This window comes from Pseudoglutamicibacter albus (genome assembly GCF_031458175.1).
GTDB lineage: Bacteria > Actinomycetota > Actinomycetes > Actinomycetales > Micrococcaceae > Pseudoglutamicibacter > Pseudoglutamicibacter albus.
The window spans coordinates 1,719,838-1,736,530 of sequence record NZ_JAVDXX010000001.1 but is presented as its reverse complement, the minus strand read 5'-3'; the positions used below and the strand labels follow the sequence as shown (position 1 = coordinate 1,736,530).

General features: G+C 61.6%; 15 protein-coding genes. 8 read left to right on the top strand and 7 right to left on the bottom strand.

The features are described 5' to 3' along the window. Nucleotides 1-32: 32 nt before the first annotated feature. The 3 genes from clpB (at nt 33) to J2S67_RS07650 (ending at nt 4,155) form a co-directional block, all read left to right on the top strand. Nucleotides 33-2,621 carry an ATP-dependent chaperone ClpB gene (gene clpB, locus J2S67_RS07660; RefSeq protein ID WP_310247785.1) on the top strand — a complete coding sequence of 863 codons (2,589 nt, stop codon included), beginning with the start codon at nt 33-35 and terminating at the stop codon, nt 2,619-2,621. A 176-nt stretch (nt 2,622-2,797) separates the two neighbouring features. Further along, on the top strand, nt 2,798-3,028 hold the full coding sequence (locus tag J2S67_RS07655; RefSeq protein WP_035757799.1) for a DUF3073 domain-containing protein: 231 nt from the start codon (nt 2,798-2,800) through the stop codon (nt 3,026-3,028). Between the two features lie 113 nt (nt 3,029-3,141). Further along, nucleotides 3,142-4,155 (top strand): Sir2 family NAD-dependent protein deacetylase, encoded by a 1,014-nt coding sequence (locus J2S67_RS07650; protein WP_310247781.1) that lies wholly within the window; start codon nt 3,142-3,144, stop codon nt 4,153-4,155. A 1-nt stretch (nt 4,156) separates the two neighbouring features. Here J2S67_RS07650 and purM read toward each other — a convergent pair whose 3' ends face one another. The 5 genes from purM to J2S67_RS07625 form a co-directional block, all read right to left on the bottom strand. Next, complete coding sequence (gene purM, locus J2S67_RS07645; protein ID WP_310247778.1) at nt 4,157-5,299, bottom strand: phosphoribosylformylglycinamidine cyclo-ligase; 1,143 nt, start codon at nt 5,297-5,299, stop codon at nt 4,157-4,159. A 63-nt stretch (nt 5,300-5,362) separates the two neighbouring features. Further along, the gene (gene purF, locus J2S67_RS07640) at nt 5,363-6,880 is read right to left on the bottom strand and encodes an amidophosphoribosyltransferase (RefSeq protein WP_310247777.1); all 1,518 of its coding nucleotides are present in this window, start codon (nt 6,878-6,880) and stop codon (nt 5,363-5,365) included. A 5-nt stretch (nt 6,881-6,885) separates the two neighbouring features. Beyond that, nucleotides 6,886-7,275 (bottom strand): hypothetical protein, encoded by a 390-nt coding sequence (locus J2S67_RS07635; RefSeq protein ID WP_310247775.1) that lies wholly within the window; start codon nt 7,273-7,275, stop codon nt 6,886-6,888. A gap of 75 nt (nt 7,276-7,350) precedes the next feature. Further along, nucleotides 7,351-7,731, bottom strand: coding sequence for a sterol carrier family protein (locus J2S67_RS07630; protein ID WP_310247771.1), 381 nt, complete (start codon nt 7,729-7,731; stop codon nt 7,351-7,353). Between the two features lie 127 nt (nt 7,732-7,858). Beyond that, a complete protein-coding gene (locus tag J2S67_RS07625; protein ID WP_310247769.1) occupies nt 7,859-8,926 on the bottom strand; it encodes an asparaginase in 1,068 nt (355 codons plus the stop codon). A gap of 131 nt (nt 8,927-9,057) precedes the next feature. Between J2S67_RS07625 and purD the strand changes: the two genes are divergently transcribed. Continuing rightward, the gene (gene purD, locus J2S67_RS07620; protein WP_052048731.1) at nt 9,058-10,377 is read left to right on the top strand and encodes a phosphoribosylamine--glycine ligase; all 1,320 of its coding nucleotides are present in this window, start codon (nt 9,058-9,060) and stop codon (nt 10,375-10,377) included. Continuing rightward, the gene (locus tag J2S67_RS07615) at nt 10,374-11,321 is read left to right on the top strand and encodes a phosphoribosylaminoimidazolesuccinocarboxamide synthase (RefSeq protein WP_310247763.1); all 948 of its coding nucleotides are present in this window, start codon (nt 10,374-10,376) and stop codon (nt 11,319-11,321) included. Before purD ends, J2S67_RS07615 begins: the two co-directional genes overlap by 4 nt. Nucleotides 11,322-11,330: 9 nt before the next feature. On the opposite strand, the gene J2S67_RS07610 is transcribed toward J2S67_RS07615, so the two are convergent. Continuing rightward, the gene (locus J2S67_RS07610; RefSeq protein WP_052048733.1) at nt 11,331-12,350 is read right to left on the bottom strand and encodes a metallophosphoesterase; all 1,020 of its coding nucleotides are present in this window, start codon (nt 12,348-12,350) and stop codon (nt 11,331-11,333) included. 4 nt (nt 12,351-12,354) lie between these two features. Next, nucleotides 12,355-14,781 carry a transglycosylase domain-containing protein gene (locus J2S67_RS07605; RefSeq protein WP_310247756.1) on the bottom strand — a complete coding sequence of 809 codons (2,427 nt, stop codon included), beginning with the start codon at nt 14,779-14,781 and terminating at the stop codon, nt 12,355-12,357. Between the two features lie 132 nt (nt 14,782-14,913). Between J2S67_RS07605 and J2S67_RS07600 the strand changes: the two genes are divergently transcribed. Genes J2S67_RS07600 through J2S67_RS07590 form a run of 3 tightly spaced genes read left to right on the top strand, consistent with a single transcriptional unit; the run spans nt 14,914 to nt 16,683 of the window. After that, nucleotides 14,914-15,123, top strand: a complete 210-nt coding sequence (locus J2S67_RS07600) for a hypothetical protein (protein ID WP_035757824.1) — start codon at nt 14,914-14,916, stop codon at nt 15,121-15,123. A gap of 58 nt (nt 15,124-15,181) precedes the next feature. Next, nucleotides 15,182-15,676, top strand: a complete 495-nt coding sequence (locus tag J2S67_RS07595) for a RidA family protein (RefSeq protein ID WP_052048736.1) — start codon at nt 15,182-15,184, stop codon at nt 15,674-15,676. Further along, the gene (locus tag J2S67_RS07590; protein ID WP_156961829.1) at nt 15,673-16,683 is read left to right on the top strand and encodes an NUDIX hydrolase; all 1,011 of its coding nucleotides are present in this window, start codon (nt 15,673-15,675) and stop codon (nt 16,681-16,683) included. Before J2S67_RS07595 ends, J2S67_RS07590 begins: the two co-directional genes overlap by 4 nt. The last annotated feature ends 10 nt before the right edge of the window (nt 16,684-16,693 follow it).

The following is a 16,693-nucleotide window of genomic DNA, read 5'->3' as shown; positions in this document are numbered from 1 at the left end:
TGGCTCTTATAGGAGTAGGAAAGGGGTAGGGCATGGACACGAATTTGACGACTAAAAGCCAGGAGGCTGTCTCTGCGGCGAGCATGAACGCTGCGACTGCCGGTAACCCGAATCTTGAGCCGGTGCACCTTTTGAAGGCGCTGATGGATCAGCGGGATTCGGTGGCTGTTGCCGTTTTGAAGTCGGCCGGGGCGGATCCTGATGCGGTCTCGGTTGCCGCATCGACGGCGATCCGCAAGCTGCCGAAGGCCTCGGGCACCTCGGTTGCTCAGGCGCAGGCTTCGCGGCAGATGCTGCAGGTTATTTCTGCGGCGCAGCAGGCGGCTCAGGCTAATGGGGATCAGTTTGTTTCGACTGAGCACCTGTTGCTCGGTTTGGCGGCGGACGCTGGCGAGGCCGGTGTCGCGTTGCGTGATAACGGCGCGTCCACTGAGGCGCTCAAGGCCGCGATGGTGAGCGTGCGCGGGGATCGGAAGGTTGATTCCCAAGATCCGGAAGGTAGCTTCCAGGCGCTTGAGAAGTACGGTACGGACCTCACGGAGGTTGCCCGCAAGGGTGACCTTGACCCGGTGATTGGCCGTGACCAGGAGATCCGCCGCGTGATTCAGGTGCTTTCACGCCGCACCAAGAACAACCCGGTTCTGATCGGTGAACCGGGCGTGGGTAAGACCGCGGTGGTCGAAGGCCTTGCGTTGCGTATGGTTGCCGGGGATGTTCCGGAGTCTTTGCGCGGCAAGAAGCTCATCTCCCTGGATCTTGGGGCGATGGTCGCCGGCGCTAAGTACCGTGGCGAGTTCGAGGAGCGGCTCAAGGCTGTGCTTGAGGAGATCAAGCAGGCTGAGGGCGGCATCGTGACGTTCATCGACGAGATTCACACGATGGTCGGCGCTGGTGCCTCCGAAGGCTCGATGGACGCCGGCAACATGCTCAAGCCGATGCTCGCCCGCGGTGAGTTGCGCTTGATCGGTGCGACGACCCTGGATGAGTACCGCGAGAACATCGAAAAGGACGCTGCTCTGGAGCGTCGCTTCCAGCAGGTTTTCGTGGGTGAGCCGTCGGTTGATGATTCGATTGCGATCCTGCGTGGCTTGAAGGAACGCTACGAGGCGCACCATAAGGTCGCGATCGCTGACTCCGCGCTGGTTGCCGCGGCAACGCTTTCGGACCGGTATCTGACGGGCCGTCGCCTTCCTGATAAGGCGATCGACCTTGTGGATGAGGCGGCATCGCGTCTGCGTATGGAGATCGATTCCGCGCCGGAGGAGATCGACGTGCTGCGCCGTTCGGTTGACCGTTTGACGATGGAGGAGCTGGCGCTCAAGGATGAGACTGACCCAGCCTCGGTTGAACGATTGGCTGCTCTGCGTGAGGAGATGGCTGATCAGAAGGAAGAGCTCGAAGCGCTGACTCTGCGATGGGAAGAGGAGAAGACCTCCCTGAACGAGGCGGGCGATATTCGCGCTCAGATCGATGATCTGCGCAGCCAGGCTGACGTGGCTCAACGTAAGGGGGATCTGGGGGAGGCCTCCCGGATTCTCTACGGCGAGATCCCGCAACTGGAGGCAAAGCTCGCCAAGGCCGAAGAGAAGGCTGAGCATGACCGTCAGGACCGCATGGTTTCTGAGGAGGTTACCGCCGATGACGTCGCTGAGGTGATCTCTTCGTGGACCGGTATTCCTGCCGGGCGCATGCTTGAGGGTGAATCGCAGAAGCTGCTGCATATGGAAGAGAACGTTGGGAAGCGTTTGATCGGCCAGAAGCAGGCTGTCGCGGTGGTCTCTGATGCGGTGCGTCGTAGCCGTGCTGGCTTGTCTGACCCTAACCGTCCAACGGGTTCGTTCTTGTTCCTCGGGCCTACGGGTGTGGGTAAGACTGAGCTTGCTAAGTCTTTGGCTCAGTTCCTCTTCGATGATGAGCGTTCGATGGTGCGCATCGACATGTCGGAGTATTCCGAGAAGCATGCGGTGTCCCGCCTGGTCGGTGCTCCTCCTGGCTATGTCGGCTATGACGAGGGCGGCCAGCTGACTGAGGCTGTGCGCCGTAGGCCTTATTCGGTTGTTTTGCTGGATGAGGTTGAGAAGGCTCACCCTGAGGTTTTCGATATCTTGCTGCAGGTCCTCGATGATGGCCGGCTCACGGATGGCCAGGGTCGCACGGTTGATTTCCGGAACGTGATCTTGGTGATGACCTCGAATCTGGGTTCGCAGTTCTTGGTTGATCAGACCATGGAGGCTGAGGCTCAGAAGAAGGCGGTCATGGATGTGGTTGAGGCCTCCTTCAAGCCGGAGTTCTTGAACCGGCTTGATGAGGTCATCATGTTTGATCCGCTCTCGCTTGAGGATCTGTCGAAGATTGTTGATCTTCAGGTGCGGCAGTTGGATGAGCGGTTGGCTGATCGTCGTTTGACGCTCGATGTCACGCCTGCGGCTCGTGAGTGGCTTGCGTTGACGGGCTATGACCCGGCTTATGGTGCCCGCCCGTTGCGCCGCTTGGTTCAGCGGGAGATCGGCGACCAGTTGGCTCGTAAGATCCTTGCCGGTGAGGTGCTCGATGGCGAGACGGTCCGCGTGGATCGTGCAGCTGAGGATGCCGATGGCCTCACGGTTGAGGCTGAACGCTAAACCGCACTGTTTCGTCCCGCTCCCTATGCACTGCGGCTCGCTTCGCAGTGCATAGGGGTGAACGTGTAGAATCAGTCTCACGAAACATTTGTAGATCATCCACTGGGGCCTCTCGCGTGCTGGATTTCCAGTTATCGGGACTTCCCCAGGTGAAGAGCGGAAGAGGGGGTCACGCCATGGGGCGCGGCCGTCAGAAGGCTAAGGCAACACGTCAGGCCCGGGAGATGAAGTACTTCACCCCGGGCACCGATTTGAGTGCTCTCGAGCGCGAGCTAGGTATCGGGGGTTCTCAGAACTCTCGGGACGAGCTTGAAGAGCAGTATGAGGATGACCCATACGCGGATCTTGCAGCCCGCTATGGCGCCTTTGATGATGATGACGAAGACGAGGACGATCGTCGATATTGATCGTTGCTCCCGCTCGTGAGTGGGTACACGTCGTGTGAGAGGCCGCTGGAACCCGTTGGGGTTCAGCGGCCTTTCGCGTTCCCGTTTCGTGTTTGAAAGGCAGGGAGGGTTGAGTGCCTGATAACGCTGGTCATGCTGGCCCTCGGGGTGTGACGCCGTTGCCTCGCTGGAGCGAGGAGCAGACGGCGTTTACGGATAATCCTCGCGTTGCGGATGCGCATAAGGCTGCGTTGCGTTCCCTTGAGCGTGCCGTGGGGCATAGCGCCGAGCCGACCCCGGATGCTGAAGCCCGCGAGGCCGTGACGCGCACGGTCCGCGGCGGCAAGGTCCTAGTTCTGACGGGTGCTGGTGTCTCTACTGATTCAGGTATCCCGGATTACCGTGGCCCGCAGGGTTCGTTGCGCCGCACCCGCCCTATGACGGTCCAGGAGTTCCGCGCTGACCCGGCGGCCCGGAAGCGGTATTGGGCGAGGGCTTTCATTGGGCATCGTTTGATGAATCAGGCCCGCCCGAACCTGGGCCATCGTGTTCTAGCTGAATGGCAGCGCCGTGGTCTGCTCTCCGGGATCGTGACGCAGAACGTGGATGGCTTGCACGAACAAGCCGGTGCCGCGGATGTGATCGCTTTGCACGGCGATATGAGCGAGGTCGAATGCCTCGACTGTGGCGCCACCGAGCCGCGCGAACTCTATGAGGTTCGTTTGGAGGCGGCTAATCCTGGGTACCGGGAGACGGTCACGGTACGTGATGCGCACGTGAACCCGGACGGTGACGTGACGTTGTCCGATGCGGATGTGGCTCGCTTCACCACGGTTGCGTGCGCTGTGTGCGGCGCGGAGAGGATGAAGCCTTCGGTCGTGTATTTCGGTGAGAACGTGCCGAAGGAGCGCCGCGAGCGGGTTGAAGAGCTCAAAGCGGACTCGGATGCGTTGCTGGTGGTCGGTAGCTCGCTGGCTGTGATGTCGGGATACCGTTTTGTGCTTGATGCGATCAAGCGCGGCCAGCCCACGGCGACGATCACCGCGGGCCCAGGCCGCGCCGACGACAAGGTCGATGTGCTGTGGCGAACGCTTGCCACCCCGGCTTTGCTTGAGGTCGAAGCTAGGCTGTTGCGCTCACAAGAGTGAGTCAGGCCGCGTAGTTGCCGACGAGCCGTACTGCGCCGCCGTCAACGCCCTTAGCACCCTGGACGGTGGCTTCATCCGCGCGGATCTCGTCAGTGAGTTCGGTGACTTCACCCGTGTCCCACGCCTGCACACCGCGAGCGTTGAGGTGCGCGATCGCGTCCGCCGCGGCGTCGGGGGCGACGATCGCGACCATGCCGACGCCGACGTTGAGGGTGCGTTCGAGGTCATCCTGCGGAACCTTGCCGAGCTCGCTGATGAGCGAGAAGATCGGCGGAAGCTGCCACGTCCCGCGGTCCACAGTCGCGGCGAGCCCGGCTGGTAGAACACGGGCGAGGTTCGCTGCCAGGCCGCCGCCGGTCACGTGGGAGAAGCCACGCAACGGCGCCTCTGGGGACTCTGGTTCGGTGTTGAGGGCACGCATGAGCGAGAGGCAGTCCCCGGCATAGACACGGGTCGGCTCGAGTAACTCCTCGCCCAAGGTGCGGCCGAGCTCGGTGACCTCACGGTTCAGGTCCCACCCAGCGGCGTGGATCACGCGGCGTACCAGCGAATAGCCGTTGGAGTGGATACCGGAGGAAGCCATCGCGATCACGCGGTCGCCAGCCTTGACCCGTTCCGGGCCGAGCATCGCATCAGCCTCAACAACACCGGTTGCGGCACCTGCCACATCGTACTCATCCGGGCCCAGCAGGCCAGGATGTTCAGCGGTCTCGCCACCCACGAGCGAGGTGCCAGCCAGGCGGCAGCCTTCCGCGATACCGGATACGATCGCCGCGATCCGCTCAGGAACCACCTTGCCGCACGCGATGTAATCAGTCATGACCAGCGGCTCAGCGCCGACCACCACGATGTCATCAACAACCATCCCGACCAGGTCGAAACCGATCGTGTCATGCTTATCCATCGCCTGAGCGATAGCGACCTTGGTGCCCACACCGTCGGTCGAGGAAGCGAGCAGTGGGCGCTTGTACTTCAACAGAGCAGAGGCGTCATACATACCCGCGAAACCACCTACACCGCCCACTACGGCAGGGGAGTGGGTCGCTTTGACGGAGGCCTTCATCAGCTCGACCGCACGGTCGCCGGCCTCAACGTCCACACCAGCATCGGCATAGGTAATGGGTTGCTGATCAAGGGAGCTCATGGGGTTTCAGTTCCTTTGTTTGAAGGGCGGCTAGGGCTCTGGGGTAGGGCTCAGGGCTAGGGCTTAGGCCTGCGCGCGAGCCTGCGCACGTTTCTCTGCGATTTCCGGGTGGCGGCCCGGGTCACGTTCGCTGACCTCCGGGCCGAGGTCTTTATAGTCAGGAAGCGCGATGGGGTACTCGCCGGTGAAGCACGCGGTGCACAACTGTTCGCGTGGCTGTTCGGTCGCGGCGATCATGCCTTCTTCTGAAATATAGGCTAGCGAGTCAGCGCCGATCGATTGCGCGATCTGTTTTTCATCGGCACCGTTCGCGATCAACTCGGCGCGGGTCGCGAAATCGATCCCGTAGAAGCACGGCCACTTGACCGGCGGGGAAGAGATCTTCACGTGGACCTCCGCCGCACCGGCTTCACGTAGTGAACGCACCACCGCGCGTTGTGTGTTGCCGCGCACGATCGAATCATCCACAACCACCACGCGTTTGCCGCGGATCACAGACTCCATCGCGTTGAGCTTGAGCTTGATACCCAGCTGACGCAGCGTCTGGGTCGGCTGAATGAAAGTCCGGCCCACATACGCGTTCTTCACAAAACCGTGCGCGAACGGGATGCCGGAGGCTTCCGCGTAACCGATCGCGGCAGGGGTTCCGGAGTCCGGGACCGGGATCACGATGTCGGCATCAGCGGTGTTCTCGCGCGCCAAAACGCGGCCCATCTCAACACGGGACTCATACACGTTGCGCCCCTGGATGGTCGCATCCGGGCGGGCGAGGTACACGTATTCGAAGATGCAACCGGCACGGTCGGCTTCAGCGAAACGGGTCGTGCGAACACCGTTAGCGTCAATCGCCACCATCTCGCCCGGCTCGATCTCCCGGATCACGCTGGCACCCACCGTGGCCAGCGCGGCCTGCTCGCTCGCGACAACCCAGCCGCGCTCAAGACGCCCCAAAACCAGCGGGCGAACACCCCACGGGTCACGCGCGGCATACAGCGTGTGCTCATCCATGAACACAAGAGAGAACGCGCCACGCAAGCGAGGCAAAAGCTCAGCGATCGTAGCCTCAAGGGAATCGTGGGCGTTGTTATCTAACAGCGAGGTGATCAGCGCGGTATCAGTCGTGTTACCCGCCCGGACCTCGCCGCGCGTTTCCTCACCATGCAGCTCACCGATCAAACGGGAGAGCTCACGCGTATTCGTGATATTGCCGTTGTGAGCCAGAGCGACCGTACCGAACGGGGTCGGCCCGAGTGTGGGCTGAGCGTTAGCCCACTTATTCGCGCCCGTCGTCGAATACCGGCAGTGACCCACCGCCATGTGGCCCGACAACGCGTTGAGAGTGTTCTCATCAAAAATATGCGAAACCAAGCCGATGTCTTTATAGACATTGATGCGCTCGCCGTTGGAAACCGCGATACCGGCGGACTCTTGCCCTCGATGCTGCAAAGCGTAGAGGCCGTAATAGGTGAGTTTCGCTACGTCCTCACCCGGCGCCCACACGCCGAAAACACCGCATTCTTCCTGTGCGGGGCGTTCATCAGGGAGGAGGTCATGATTGAGCATTCCGTTGCCACGAGCCATGCGGCCTATTTTGTCACACCACTGCCGGTTTCTTGGTCGGTTTCCTTGACTGCGTAGATGTGTTGAGTGCGCTTACGACCCACGCGGTCGAAAATCAAGAAGACGATCGCACCGACCCCGACGCCGACGATCGCGAACAGTACAGCGAGGAAACCGAAAACAGCCCCCATCGAGTGGTCCTCGGTCCCACCACGCAACCAGGCCGAAATCAACGCGAGAATCACACCGAGCACACCGCCGGTGAGCATGAACGCGCCAGGCTTAGGTGCAACACGAACCTCAAACTCAACCGGCTGCTGAGCCTCAGTAGCGGAGCCTGCCTCAGCTAGACCGTCGGCTGGGATGTCAGCTGGGCGCGCGGAAGATGCAGGGTTCTCGATCGGCTTTTCAGTCATAAAGACAAGCCTACCCAGTTGTGCGTGCATGCGGCGTTGGGAGCGCACGCGAGCGCAACGCCGCATGCCGGACCGCTAGTTGCTGAGGGAGGCCTCGCACAAAGGCAGGAACTCACTCAAATCGCTGCGGGTACCGGATGCATCCACGAGTCCGCGGTCCACGGCATCGGCCCATTCGAGCGAACCGGTCGCCAACTGAAGCCACGTATCCGGGGTCATCTCAACAACATTCGGCGGGGTCCCACGCTTATGCGAGGTACCTTCGATGCACTGGATGGCCCCATGCGGTGGAACGCGCACCTCAACCGAACCGCCCGGAGCTTTCTCCGTGAGAAGCTGCAAAACATAACGGACAGCGATCGCTTCTGTCTTCTTATCAAGGCTCTGACGGTCATTGCGCCACGCAGCAACAGCAGCTTCGCCCTGCTCAACCGAGATCTTACGTTTCTGTGCCACACGAACCTCCCCAAGGCCCCTGGCAACCGCCGTATGCGGCCACCAGGACCGAGTTACCTTAACCCCAGCATAGGCGTTTCATGTGACCGAGCGCACTCATTCACGACATAAGCCAGTCACCGGGCGCTCAGCCCCGGCACAATCGGGCCACCGCGGCAGAACTACGGACCTCACCCACCGGGGCACCGCCACCCAAAACAGGCCGATCCAACTCAGCGAGCGCGGCCGCAACCGCATCGGGATCAGCAAGCCCCAACGCAACCAACGCATCCAAGCCAACACGGGTGTTCGCGCGGTCACTGCCATCGAGCATCTTCAACGCAAGGCCATAACCATCCTTGGTGCCCAGAACTAACACGGCCTCAGCACCCAGTTTGGCGACCACGCCCGTGCGTTGCATCGTGACAGTGTTCTCCTCACCCTCGCCGTGAACAGCCCACGGGTGGGTGAGCATCGCCGGAGCAATCCGGGACCACAACGCCGCATCCTCATCCGTGAAACCCTCATCCGAAGGCAACGTGCCTGAGGATAAGCGGGAAACCGCGCGAGCCAAAGCCGTGACCGTGAGCTGCGGGGCCGGGGCGCCGCACCCATCGACGCCCACCACACCCAACGGGGCGCCACTCAGAACCTCCAGAAGCCGCAACGCATCCTGCTGAACAGGATGCTCCGGGTCAAGATACGAACCCGTGTCCGCGCCACTAGCGACCGCTGCCTTCAAAAACCCGGCGTGCTTACCCGAGCAATTGAACGCGAGCTTATCCGGGCCGGCATCCTGCTTGATCCTCTCGCGGCGGGCATCCTTATCGCGCGGCATCGCATCCGGGCACTTCAAAGCCCCCGCATCCAGCCCGGCTTCAGCCAACATCCGCTCAGTCAACTCCTGATGCCGCACCCCACCCTGGTGAGACGCACACGCCAATGCGAGCTCCTCATCGTCCAACTCAGCGCCGGCACGCAAGGAGGCGAAAGCCTGGAATGGCTTGAGCGTAGAACGCGGGAATATCAGAGCCTCAGGGTTACCGAGCGAAGCCACAAGATCGCCATCAGGACCCACCACGGCAAGGACACCGAGGTGCCTGGATTCCACCGCACCGTTACGGGTCACATGCGCCAACTCAACGGCGTCAGCGGCAGTGATCGAACGGTCCGGGTTGTAGTGCGGATCCGAAGGAGTGAAAGCATCTGAAGTCATACAGCCAGGGTAGTGCACCAGTTACTGCAGGGCGGGGCCACGGCGCCGCCGGGCAACCGGGGTAGTGCACTGCAGTAATGCACTGCGCTACTCCGAGAATATGCGGCGCGGAATCTATAGGATGGATAACTGTGAAGGTCTTGGTAATTGGCCCAGGCGGCCGCGAACACGCCCTTGTCCGTGCGCTTTTGCGTGATGACTCCGTTACCGAGGTGCATGCCGCCCCCGGTAACGCCGGAATCGCCGCGGATGTGCCCGTCCACGAACTGAGCACCACAGATCCCGATGCGTGCGTAGCGCTCGCGCGTGAGCTCGCGGTTGATCTGGTGGTCGTTGGCCCCGAGGCCCCGCTCGCTGCAGGTGCCGCCGACGCGCTCGTTGCCGCCGGCATCCCGGTGTTCGGCCCATCGAAGGCCGCGGCCCAACTTGAGGCATCCAAAGCCTTCGCCAAAGAAATCATGGCCGAGGCCGAGGTCCCCACCGCGATGGCGCGGGTTGCTGTCAACGCTGAAGAAGCCGCCGATGCGCTCGATACCTTCGGCGCCCCCTACGTCGTCAAGGATGATGGTCTCGCGGCAGGCAAGGGCGTTGTTGTGACCTCCGACCGAGCCGAAGCGCTCGCCCACGCCCAAGCCTGCTTTGAAGCCGGCGGAAGCGTAGTCATCGAAGAATTCCTCGACGGCCCAGAGGTCTCGCTGTTCGTGCTCTCCGACGGCACCAACGCGGTCCCACTCGAACCGGCGCAAGACTTCAAACGCATCTTCGACAACGACGAAGGCCCCAACACCGGCGGCATGGGCGCCTACACGCCACTGCCGTGGCTACCGGAGAACTTTGTCGACCAGGTCATGGAACGCGTCGCTCAACCGACGCTGGCGGCAATGAAGAACCGCGGAACCCCGTTCGTCGGAGTCCTCTACTGCGGGCTTGCCGTAACAAGCCGCGGGCTGCGTGTCATCGAATTCAACGCCCGCTTCGGCGACCCAGAAACCCAACCGGTACTACAACGGCTGCGCTCGCCGTTGGGGCGCATCCTGCTCGCTGCGGCGCGTGGCACGCTCGATACGATCGAGCCGCTCGTATGGGATGAACGCACCGCGGTGGCGGTCGTGTTGGCCTCGGCCGGTTACCCCGAGTCCTCCTCGAAAGGCGATGTCATTACCGGCGTTGAGGCCGCTGAAGCTGACGATGCCGTGTCCGTCCTCCACGCCGGAACCGCACTCAACAAGGATGGCGAGCTCATCACCGCAGGCGGGCGCGTCCTCGCCGTCGTAGGGCTCGGCGAAGACCTCAACGAAGCCCGTGAAACCGCATACGAAGGCGTAGGCAAGATCAGCTTCGACGGCGCGCAACACCGCAGCGACATCGCGCTGAAAGCCGCCCGCGGCGAGATCACCGTCCCGAGCGTCGGCGTAGGCCAAGGCGCATCCAAGGAAGGAGACGCACAGTGAGTGAGACGGGCACGAACCATCAAGCAGCGCGCGGGTACACGACCAATCCGATCCAACTGGAAGGCTGGAAGCACACCTATTCAGGTAAGGTGCGTGACCTCTACGTCCCGGAAGATCCAGACATCACCGACCGCGTCCTGGTGGTCGCCTCCGACCGCATCAGCGCATACGACCACGTGCTGAGCACGCCCATCACCCATAAAGGTGAGGTGCTGACCCAGCTGTCCCTATGGTGGTTCGAACAACTCACAGGCGTTGCCAACCACGTACTCTCCACGGACGTGCCGGAGCCTGTAGCGCATCGCGCCATGATCTGCCAGCAGCTGGATATGTACCCGATCGAGTGCATCGCCCGCGGCTACCTGACCGGCTCGGGGCTCGCTGAATACAAGCAGACCCAGACCGTGACCGGCATCGAGCTGCCCGAGGGCCTGGTTGACGGCTCCAAGCTGGAGCCAGCGATCTTCACCCCGAGCGCTAAAGCTGAGGTTGGGGAGCACGATGAGAACATCACGTTCGAGCAGATGGCTGCCCGAGTTGGCCGTGAGGCAGCCGAAGAGCTCGCCGAGCTAACCCTGGATGTTTATACGCGGGCCGAGAAGATCGCGCGCGAACGCGGCATCATCCTTGCCGACACCAAGGTCGAATTCGGTCAAGACCCCGTCACAGGCCGCACGGTTTTGGGCGACGAGGTTCTCACCCCAGACTCTTCACGTTTCTGGGACGCCGCGGAATATCAGCCGGGTCAGTCGCAACCGTCCTTCGATAAACAGTTCGTGCGCGATTGGCTGACTTCTGAAGCCTCCGGTTGGGACAAAGCCAGCGATACCGCCCCACCAGCGCTGCCAGACGAGATTGTTGAGGCGACCTCCCGGCGCTATGTCGAAGCGTACGAGCGCCTCACCGGCCGCGAATTCACCCCGCTGTCAGAGCCCTACGCGTAAGCAGCGAGATCAAACCTCGCGGGCAACCAGGGTGATGAGGGAGGCGGCCGGTTTGAAACCGGTGCGGAACGGGACAAAGCGGCTCGCCCCAATACCTTGGGAAACATTCAAATAGGTGCGCTTGCGGCCTGCGATCCACACACCCAGCCCAGCCGCGCGGCCCGCCGGAATATCAGCGTTGGAAACCACGGCGCCGAAACCCGGTAGGGCAAGCTGACCACCGTGGGTGTGGCCAGCCAAGATCAAGTCAGCGCCCGCCGTCGTGAGCTGATTCAGAACCCTCCGGTAGGGGGCGTGCGTGAGCCCTAAACGGAACGCGACCGTCCCGATGGTCTGTTCCATGGTCGGCTCCGGCCAGCCCGTGGGCTGATCCAGCCCGATGTGCGGGTCATCAACCCCGGAGACCGCGACCCAGCGCGTAGCCGACGCGGCCTCCTGAGCATTCCTAAATCCTGACCCTGAGTGCGGCTCAGAGCCCGCACCACCCGATGTCTTCGCTGCGGGGAGTTTGATCCAACCATTCGCATTCGCGGCGTTGACCCAGCCGGCGTCTTCGAATGCGGCATGCATCCGCCGCCAATCGAGTTCGTCCTTGCGTGCATAACGGATCTTTTCACCCGTTAGGCGCTTCTTGTTGAGGTAGGAGAGCGGATTCTTCAGCCGCGAGGTGTGGTAGCAGTGCGAACCCGGAACGAACGCGCCGGGACGCTCAAGCAGCGGTGCGAGCGCCTCGATGAGCGGGCCCTCGCCGTTGTGGCGGGCGAGGTTATCGCCCGTGTTGATCACAAGGTCCGGTTCCAGGTCAGCCAGGGAACGCAACCACATAGCTTTCGCGCTTTGCCCGGGAGCCATGTGGATATCCGAAATGTGTAGCAGACGGACCGGCCGGGCACCCGGTTCCAGAACGGGCACGGCGTGCTCTTCGAGTTGGAAATCCAGCGCATTCCACGCGGCCTTCGCGGCGATGACGGAGCTCAAAGCTACCGCCGCGCCGCTGGCATAGACGGCACAACGTTTCAGTCGTGGCACAGGATCAGTCGTCCTCCTGGCCAGAATTACCCCTGTTGCCGTTGTTGTTCTCCCTAGCCGGTTGCTCGTTCCTACGAGGAGGGTTCGAGCTCTCACTGCGTGAGGCACCACGTGACTCACTGCGCGAGGAAGCAGGGGCAGAGGAGCCGGACGACGATGCCGTCGTCGAGGACTGCGTCGAGTCTGAAGATGAGGAGGACTCAACCGAAGCCGTCTCGCCCTGCGCTGAGCCTAGGGACGGCCTCGGGGAGGACGGAGCCGGCATGCTGTCTACCTCTTCATCAGAGTCATCGGAGGAAGAGGCGTGCGGTTGCTTGACCTCGTTCGGGATCCGACCGTGATCGTAGTTCTGGTACACCTGAGCCATGTACTTAGCCCACATCGGGCCAGCGTGCGTCATCGAGTCACCCTTGCGAACAGGGATACCGCGCAGCTTGATGCCGTTGTTCAGACCAAGCTGGGTTGTGCCGTCCTTACGGCCAATCCAGGCAACAGTCGTCATGCCTTCGGTGTAGCCGGCAAACCAGGTTGAGGTCGCGTTGTCGTTAGTACCGGTCTTACCGCCGGTAGGGGCGCTGAACCGGCCCATGACCACGCGTTCGCGGGCGATCTTAGTGAGGATGCTGTTGAGAGTGGAGACGTCGTTTTCTTCGAAGACGCGCTTGCACTCAGGCTCAGGAACCTTGTACTTGGTTCCGTCAGCACCCTTGATCTTGGTGAAGACACGGTTGTTGCAGATCATGCCCTTGTTAGCGAAGGCACCGAAACCGCGTGCTTGGGCCAGAGGTGTCACGGGCTGAGCGCCAAGAACCAACGAAGGGCCGGAGGACGCCAGTGATTTAGCGTCAGCAGGTTCACCCTGCGTTGTGACCTGGCCCTCGAGCAAGCCCATACGCTCAGCGACGGAGGTGATGTCGCACAAGTCCAACTGGTAGGCCTCAGCGACGGTCGCGGAGTTGATGGACCAGTAGAGGCCCTTATTCATCGGCATGTTCTTGTGCTGGTTCGCGATCGCGTTACCGACGTCCCACTCTTCAAAGATCTTGTACCGCTTGCCCGGCAGGCACGAGGCATCCCACGACGTGCCACTGTAGTCACGGCGGGACGCGTTGACGGTGGATTTCACGCTCTTACCGGCTTCGATCCAGGCCATCGCAGTCCACGGCTTAGCGGTAGAACCACCCTGGAAGCCACCGGAGCCGCCGTGGGAGCGGTCAGTGGTGAAGTTGTATTCGGTGTAGGCGGCAGGGTTCTTCTCGCTGGTTCCGAAACGCGTGTTCTGAGCCATCGCGAGGATGTCGCCGGTCTTGTTGTCACGCGAGACGATTGCGGAGCCCAAGCCGCCCTTATCGCCTTCTGGAACTGCCTCGCGGACTTGCTTATTCGCTGCCTTCTGCAGCTTCATGTCCAAGGTTGTGTGGATCTGAAGACCACCGTTGAGGAGCAGGTATTCGCGGTCCTGTTGGGTCTTACCGAACTCCGGGTTCTTCAAGATTTCCCAGTACACGTACGTGCAGAAGTATGGGGCTTCTTTCGCGGCCGTGCAGCCTGACTTGGTGTCAGAAGGTTTCAGTCCCAAGTCCTTCTTGACAGCCTTGTCGTACTGTTCCTTCGTGATCGCCTCGTTGTGCAACATACGGCTCAACACGGCATCGCGGCGCTGCTTGGTCGCTTCAGGGTTAGTGAGCGGGTTGAAGTAGCCCGGGCGCTGAACCATGCCAGCGAGCATCGCGGACTGCTCAATGCTGAGCTTCTTCGCAGGGATCGAGAAGAAACGCTGCGCGGCGGCTTCGACACCGTAGGTGGTTCCGGAGAACAAGACGAGGTTGAGGTAGCCCTCGAGGATCTCGTCCTTGCTCATCGTCTGCTCGATCTCGTTGGCCCACTTGATTTCCCGAGCCTTATCGGCAACGGACTTGTTGCCGGAGATAGTCAGCTCGGAAGCTGGAACGCCGTCAGCGATCTGGTTGAGGATATTGCGGTTGTTGACGTACTGCTGGGTCAGTGTGGACGCACCCTGCTGGCCGCCAGCGCCCGCCAAGTTAGCTACAGCTGCACGCAAGATACCGCGCGGGTCCGCACCACCGTGTTCGTAGAAACGCTCGTCTTCAACGGAGACGATCGCTTTCTGCATCCAAGGCGAAATATTCTTGAGCTTGACTGGCTTACGGTCTTGGGCGAAGAATCTCGCCACGACCTTGCCGTTGCGGTCATAAACAACCGAGGACTCAGGCACCGACGTGGTCTTAGGGAACGACGGGATCGATGCGTAAGCGTCAGAAGCCATGTTGGTCGCTGTGCCAGTGAATACCACGAGAGGCACCAGGGTGCCTGCCGTGAGCGCGCCAGCGAGGACGCTTGCGAGCAAGAATCCGATGAGTCTACGCACGGTTGAGGTAGACGTGCTCATGAGGGACTTACCTTGGGACATAGGCTCTAGCGTACCGGAGGGACCTTAGAAGCGGGTCAGACTGTGGATGTATTCACACGAGTCTGTGGATGTAGCTTGCATGCGTACGGAAGCGCTCACGTACAAGTAGTTGAGCGGGTTAGGCTTAGAGGCATGACTAAGTGGGAGTACTTCACGGCACCTTTGATGGTGCATAACACCAAAGCTATTTTGGATAACTTCGGCAAGCAGGGCTGGGAACTGGTGCAGGTTGTTTCGATGCCTGCCGCTGGTTCCGCGGCTCCGGCGACCGGCGCTGAGATTGTTTCCGCACCGGCAGTGAACTTGGTGGGCTACTTTAAGCGTCCACTCGAAGCTGAGTAAGCGCTCGGGACTGACATAAACACGTAGCTATATAGCTGAGTTGAGTGGGGGGATTGTGATGGCATCTGCAGGTCAAGAAGGCAGCGGGAAGCAGGGCTCTTTCGAGCAGAGGCTGAGCGAGTTAGGGATTGAGTTGCCGGAGGTTGTGAAGCCGTTGGCGGCTTATGTTCCTGCGGTGACGTTCAACGGTACGGTCCAGACCTCAGGCCAGTTGCCGATGGTGGACGGCCAGTTGCCGGCAACCGGCAAGGTCGGTGGCGAGGTCAGCGCGGAGCAGGCGTATGGCTTGGCTCGTACCGCGGCGATCAACGCGTTGGCTGCGATCCGTTCGGAACTGGGCTCCTTGGACCGTGTGACTCGCGTTGTCAAGGTCACCGGGTTCGTGGCTTCAACTCCTGACTTCACGGGGCAACCGGGTGTAGTCAATGGCGCTTCCGAACTGTTGGGTGAGATCTTCGGGGAAGCGGGCACTCACGCGCGCTCAGCGGTTGGCGTTCCGGTTCTGCCGCTGGATTCTCCCGTTGAAGTCGAAGTCACCGTCGCATTCGATTGAAGCGTCTGTACCGCCCCTTGGCGCTGAACCGCCGGGTGTATCCGGTTCCACGGTGGGAGAGGGCCGCGGCCCGGAACTGGTTTGAGCTTGAGCATCCGCATCCGGTGAGGGTACGGCACGCGAGCCAGGTCATGGTTTTGGATCAGCAATCCCACGGCCTGGTCACATGGCTTACGCAGCGGCAACCGGACTCGCCGTTGGGGTCGATCGCGCCGCCATCGGCGCTGGTCGAGCCGGTCGATGACGACAACGTGCGATGGTTTGGGCCTTCCGCACGCGAATGGGCCGCCAGGATCGGTACCGATGACGTTGCAGGTGCGCGCCGCTCGGTGATGGCCGCGGTACGGGGGTTGTTCCTCGAGACAGGGATCCTGCTTGCAGGGGTCTCGGATGTGGACATCGTGGATTCGCTCGGTAGCGCTGAATGGACCACGGCACGGTCTGAGATCCAGGCGGACAGCACGCGGTTTTCCCAATGGATTGAGCATCGCGGATGGGGACTGCGCACTGATCTGTTGAGGTTCGTGTGCCGGTGGGAAAGCGCCGATTATGCTCTGCGCAGGGTCGAGAGCACCGTATTCGCTATCGCTTTGCCGGTAGGTCAGGAAGTCTCCCTACCCCCAGGCGGCGACGGCTGGGGTGCGTGGGTCTCGGTAGACCGCGATGAGGCCGCCAAGCAGATCGCAGAACCGGACGGTCCCGCATCCAGCATCGAGCCTGGCAGGACATGGCCTGGCAATGCGGACCCTAGCGGCGCAGCAATGGAGAACTCGGCTGCGATGAACTCGGCTACGAAGAACGCGGCACCTTGGTCTGAGGCTGTAGCCCCGCCAATCCAGGCCGTCATGGAAGAAGTGAACCATGCGCGCGGTCTGGTGGCGTTCATGTCACAACCGCGTGCATGGTCGCACGGGCGTATGGAGCTGATTCACCGGATGGTTGGCGGATTCGAGTGGGGACTCAAACTCGTGACAGACCATCCGGCTGAACAGCGCCGGGACACCTAGGACTCCTGGA